The organism is Nocardia sp. NPDC060220, from assembly GCF_042727815.1.
GTDB lineage: Bacteria > Actinomycetota > Actinomycetes > Mycobacteriales > Mycobacteriaceae > Nocardia.
Genome location: NZ_JBHWZY010000421.1, coordinates 1 through 5,915, shown reverse-complemented (window position 1 = coordinate 5,915; position 5,915 = coordinate 1). Strand labels below are relative to the sequence as shown.

At 68.4% G+C, this 5,915-nt stretch carries 4 protein-coding genes; 2 read left to right on the top strand and 2 right to left on the bottom strand.

The window, feature by feature from the left end; translation table 11 throughout:
- The coding region (locus ACFWF3_RS21310) for an EsaB/YukD family protein (protein WP_379314988.1) at positions 1-229 on the bottom strand (229 nt) is incomplete at its 3' end.
- 202 nt (positions 230-431) lie between these two features.
- Here ACFWF3_RS21310 and eccA point away from each other — a divergent pair.
- A complete protein-coding gene (eccA, locus tag ACFWF3_RS21305) occupies positions 432-2,273 on the top strand; it encodes a type VII secretion AAA-ATPase EccA (protein ID WP_379314987.1) in 1,842 nt (613 codons plus the stop codon).
- A gap of 49 nt (positions 2,274-2,322) precedes the next feature.
- On the opposite strand, the gene eccB is transcribed toward eccA, so the two are convergent.
- Positions 2,323-3,831: a type VII secretion protein EccB gene (gene eccB, locus ACFWF3_RS21300; RefSeq protein WP_378993623.1), complete on the bottom strand. Its 1,509-nt coding sequence runs from the start codon at positions 3,829-3,831 to the stop codon at positions 2,323-2,325.
- A gap of 118 nt (positions 3,832-3,949) precedes the next feature.
- On the opposite strand from eccB, the gene eccE reads away from it, so the two are divergent.
- A complete protein-coding gene (gene eccE / locus ACFWF3_RS21295; protein WP_379314986.1) occupies positions 3,950-5,689 on the top strand; it encodes a type VII secretion protein EccE in 1,740 nt (579 codons plus the stop codon).
- Positions 5,690-5,915: the final 226 nt, after the last annotated feature.

Here is a 5,915-nt window from a genome sequence, read left to right as displayed (position 1 = left end):
GCTCACCGTCGTAGACCTCGGCCTCGGTGAGCGTGCGGCTCGGCGCGAGGGGGTCCTGCCCGAGTCGCGCCAGCGTCCAGTGCTGGGCGCGGATCGGAGCGGAGTCCTCGTCGCCGTCGGGCAGGCGTGGATCCCGCGAACGGATCAGCGCCACCAGATCACCGATGAATCCGGCGATCGGCACCGTGGCGGGCAGACCTATGTCGAGCTGCGTATCACCCCCGATCACTGAAACTCGGCATAGTTCGGGCTCATTGCCTAACAACGTCGACACCAGTGATGAACTCTCAGTCGTAGCTGACTACTTCCGTTGCGACCACACGGCAGCGTTACCTAATCTAACGGACAGGGCAAACCGGCGCGATCGAAGTCCTACCGCCGGATTGAACACCAGCTGTCCATCAGAGGAAGATTTCGGGGTCCGACACCACATGCCAGACATTCGCCAGGCTCAGCGCGCCTTCGACGCGGGCGTCCTCTCGCTCGGTCTGTCCATCGACGGTCAGGAGTCCGCGCGCGACGAGGAGTACGCGAAGCTGGCCTTCCAGCGCGCGACGGAATGGGATTCGTCGATGTGTGACGCGTGGCTGGGCCGCGCGGCCGCCGGCGAGGTGACCAAGGAGGTGCTGTTCAATCTGCACCGGACCAGCCTTGATTCACTCGGTCGCGAGCAGCGCAGGATCGGCCTCGCCCCGCGCGCCATGGCCGGCCGGTTCCTGCCCGGGCTCTACATCGACTACCCGCTGGCCGGGCTCACCGAGATCTGGCTGGCCTGGGCATCGCAGCTGATCGCCGACACCGACTACGACCAGGCCGAGCAGGTTCTCGACGAACTGGCGAGGTTGCGCGGCGGTCGCGCCGACGACCCCGACAAGCAGATCGACGATCGGATCAGCTCCTACATCCGCGGCATCCTGCACTACAACACGCAGCGCTGGTCGGATGTGATGACCGTGCTGGCCGGCTCGGAAAGCTGGAAAGACCCCTATCTGGCCACCGGCGCGAATGTGATGGTGGGCACCGCGTGCGCGCAGCTGGGATTGTTCGGCGAGGCGATCCGGCGGATGGAACAGGCTGAGGCGGGCCCGATTCCGTCGGCCAAGTTCACCGCCATGTACAACCGTGGCCTGTGCCTGCGGGAATCGGGCAACGAGGCCGAGGCCCAGAAGCTGTTCGAGCAGGTCTACTCGCAGCTGCCCGATTTCGCCGCCAACACGACCGCCATGCGCGACCGCACCTTCCGGATCGTGGTCACCAGCCGCGAGGTGATCGACGCGCGCACCGACAAGTGGGATGCCGGCTCGGCGCCGACGCTGGCCTCGATGAACGAAGCCGCCGCGGAGGACCGGGCGAAGACCGTACTCGCCGAGGCCCGCGCACAGCTCGACAAGCAGGTCGGACTGGCCTCGGTGAAGAACCAGGTGGCCAAGCTGCAATCCTCGGCCCAGCTGGCCAAGATCCGCGCGGGCAAGGGCCTGTCGAGTCAGTCCCGTGGCCAGCACCTGGCCTTCACCGGCCCGCCCGGTACCGGTAAGACCACGATCGCGCGAGTGGTCGCCAAGATCTATTGCGGTGTCGGGCTGTTGAAGACCGACAAGGTGGTGGAGGCCAAGCGTGTCGACTTCGTGAGCCAGAACCTCGGCGGCACGGCGATCAAGTCCGAGAAGCTGATCGACAGCGCGATGGACGGCGTGCTGTTCATCGACGAGGCCTACACGCTGATCCAGACCGGACTTTCGGGCGGTGACGCGTTCGGTCGCGAGGCCGTGGACACGCTGCTGGCGCGCATGGAGAACGACCGCGATCGGCTCGTGGTGATCATCGCCGGGTACGACGGCGAGATCGACCGGTTGCTCGCCGCCAACGACGGCTTGGCCTCGCGTTTCGCCAAGCGTCTGCAGTTCCCCTCCTACACGGCCGCCGAACTCGGGCAGATCGGCGAAATCGTGGCCGGCAGCCGGGATTCCCAACTCTCGCCGGAGTCGCTGGCCACCCTGATCGAGACCTGCGACTACCTCTACAACCTGGAGAGCACCGACCAGAGCGGGCAACCGCGCCGCGGTGTGGACCTGGCAGGCAACGGTCGCTTCATCCGCAATGTGATCGAGTCGGCGGAAGAGGAACGCGAGTTCCGGCTGGCCAATACCGACGGGCTCGACCTGGCCGAGGTCGACGACGACGTGCTGATGCGCATCGAGGAGCCGGACATGCGGACCGCGCTCGCCGGGATCGTCGCCACCCTCAATATCGGACAGATCCCGAACCTGAGCTGAACGCCGAACGGGGCCCGGTGCGAATGCGCGCCAGGCCCCGCTCTTTCGGCTACTTACTGGCCGAGGGCAACGAATCGTAGCTGGTCAGTGCGTCTTTCGCGGACAGCGTCGGGCCCGGAACGAGCTGGCCGATGATCGACCACGGCGCGAGCTTCGGCTTGTCCCCGAGGCCGAGCACCGCGGCGGTCGCGGCGTCGGGGATGCCGTAGCGAATCCCGTTGTCGGCCACATAGAACAGCGATTCACGCCGCAAGCTCCCCGGCTCGACGCCGGTGACCTGCACGAATTCGCCGGTGCTCGGCGCCAGGTACACGGCATCCATTCGGTTGCCCGAACCGTCGGCGGTCGCGAGAGTCACCGGCTTGGCCGATCCGGCCAGCGGCAGTTTCGTTCCGGCGAGCAACGTCACCGTGGCGCGTTCGGTCGGCCCGTCCACCGACTTGCCCTGCGCGGTCGCCTCACCGGGGTCCTTGGCCCAGTTCACGCACGCCACGGGGGCGTCCTCGGCGGACAGGATCCGGGGCTTGTGTTCGGGAAAGGCGTCGATCGGCAAGGTGTGCAGCATCGGCATCCGGTCGAGTACATCCGGCGCCAGCTCGGCGATCTCGCGCATACCCCGCGAATCGGCGTTGCGCAGCAGGTCGGCGGTGAACTCCGAGACGCGCTGCACGCCGTCGGCGAGCACCACGTACATCGTCTCCTTGCCCGCGGCCTCCACGCCGGTCACCGAGATGATCCCGCCGATCGGCACATTCGACAGTTTGCCGGGGCCGGGTTCGCCCGCGCGCTCGATGGTCGGCACGGCGAGCGGCGGGGCCTGGGTGGTCGCGCCGAGCACCGCGCTACCGATCGGACGGACCTGCTGACCGGTCAGCCCCAGCGTCCTGGCGAGCACCGAGTTGGTCGGGTCGACCTCGGCCCTCGCGCCCTTGTACAGGAGGAAGGTCTTGTCGCTGTGGCGCATCAGCATGGCGTCGTCGGCGCCGACCGCGCCGATCCGGTCACCGGTCTCGAGCTTGCCGACGATGGCGGTGGTGAGGCCGCCGCCCGCGCCGGACGCGCTCCCCGCGGCCGAGAGCGGGGTGGTCTCGCACAGCGTCCAATTCGAGCTCGACCCCTGCTTGGACCCCGGCATGGCCGCCGGGGCGCCGGGAATGCCGAGCAGCGGACCACGTGGCATCGAACCGAGCTTGTCGTCCTTCACCGATTTCGGGGCTTGCGCGTCGCCGGCGATGAGCCGGGCCGAGGCCAGATTGAGCACCGGGTGGAGGGTCTTCTCGCCCTCTTTCGCCTCGACGACCACATACATGGCGCCGCTCTGCTTCCCGGTGACGATCAGCGCGTCGCCGATCGCGCCCTGTGGTTTCAGAAAGCCGAGGATGGCCGCCCCTGCCACGATGATCAGACCGAGGACCGCGCCGACCATCAGCGACCGGCTCTGCGACTTCATCGGATCGTGCAACATGCGCACGTCACGGCGGACCAGGGCATGATCGAGCCTGCGTAGCAGAAAGCGATAACCGTTGACCTGGGCTTTGGTTGTCAGCTGTGCCGGCACAGGGACTCCATTGCTGAGTTGATCACCATCTCGTCGGACACGGTACCGTAAATCCGGAACTTGTCCTTCACCATGATTCGACGTACGCCAAGCGGGGACAACGGCTTTGAACAACAGTATGAACGCCGGGCAAACCGGCAGCGCACACGTCTACGACACCCTGCGTGACCCGGAATTCTGGTTGTTCCGGATGTACCCGCTGCGTGCGTGTGTGCCGACCGCGATACTCGCTGCGATCGTGGCCTGGATCGTGCTGGCGACGACGGATTCGGTCTACGGCGCGATCGGCGGCGCCGCGGTCGTGCTGTTGATCGGGCTCGTGCCGATCCGGCGACGGCCCCCGGCGGTCCGCATCGGCGACTGGTTGGCCCGTCGCCTGCGCGGCCGCGCAGACACCCTCGATCGGGCGCCCGCGTTCGACGTACCGCTGCCGGAGGGCGGCGGTTGCGGGGTGCGCTGGGACGGCGACCTGCTGCTCACCATGCTGCGGATCGACCCGCCGCCGGACACCCTCACTCTCCTGCGTCGCGGCTCGCTCAGTGCCGACCAGCTGCTGCCGCTCACCGAAGTGGCGCGCTGCCTCGAGCAATTCGATGTGGGCCTGGTGAGCATCGATGTGATCTCCACCGGCGCGCGCACCGCGGGCACCGGCGCGGCCGCACAGCTGTACAACCGGATTCTCGGCCCGCTGCCCGCCATCGCGCACCGCACCTGCTGGCTCGTGCTGCGCCTGGACCCCGTGGCCAACGCGACCGCGGTGGACAAGCGCGGCGGCGGTGCGACCGGTGCGCTGCGCACCATGATCATCGCCACCCGCCGGGTCGCGAATCGGCTGGCCACCCAGGGCATCGACGCCGCGGTGCTCACCGCGACCGAGATGAACAGCGCGCTGCGCGAACTGTCCTACGGCTTCGAACCGCTGCGGCTGACCGAGTCGGCGCACGGCCTGGAATCCGAGTACGGCAGGCATCTCACCCACTACCAGCTCACCGCACCGATGATCGGCACCAACGGACTGGCCGAGATCTGGTCGCTGCCCACGTTGTCGACCACCGTCACGCTGCGCCTGCACCCCGGCGCGGGCCGGATCGGCCGGGCGGACGACAAGGCGGGGACCGTCGTGCTCAACGCCGTGGTCCGCTTCGATTCGGTGGAGCCCTACGACAAGGCGCCGATCGCCGGGCTGCGCGAGCTCCCCGGCAGCCAGCGGCGAATCCTGCTCGACACCTTGCCCATCGGCGCCGCCGACGCCCTCGGTGGCCGCGACGGCTACCGAGGCACCCTCACCGCACTCACCGACATCGCCGTGCCGACGACCGGCTGCGGCCAGCTGATCGGCGCCGACGAACGCGGCCAGGGCATCGCCGTCCCGCTGATCGGCGCGGGCACACGCCATGTCGACGTGATCGGGAACCTGGACCTGGCTCAGCAGGTGGTCCTGCGGGCCACCGCGCTCGGCGCGCACGCCGTCGTGCACACCACGCGCCCGCAGGCGTGGCAGTCGATGGTCGCCAATCTGGCTACCCCCCAGCTGCTGTCGATCGCGCCACGCGCCGCGGGCGCGACCCCACAGGCGCCCCCCGGCCCGCCACCCGTCCCCGCGGCGCCGTATCCGACCACCACCGTCCTGGTGTTCGACGGCATCGCGCCGACCACCCACCTGGGCGGTGCGACCTTCGTCGAAATCCGCACCACCGAACGTGATCCGGACGCGCTGCCACCCGACGTGACCCTCATCCAGGACCCGTACGCCCCGAACCGGATCACGGTCCGAACCAGCACCGGCAGCGCGACGGTGTCGATGGTGACCACCCCCGACGAAATGCACTACATCGGCGAATCACTAGCGGCCCGCTGAGAATTGCCCGACTTCACCCAGTTCGGGAAAACCGCACTACGAACCCAGCACCAACACAACCGAACCCCATACGGGCCGACCTCGCACGGGTCCACCCCGTACGAGCCCGACCCGCACAACCCAACCCCCACGGGCCGACCTCGAGGAGGCCCTCGCCCGCGCAGCGGGCGTAGCGGCCCGGCCACCCGAAAAACGGGGCGGGACAAAGTGCCGAAGGCACGAGTCC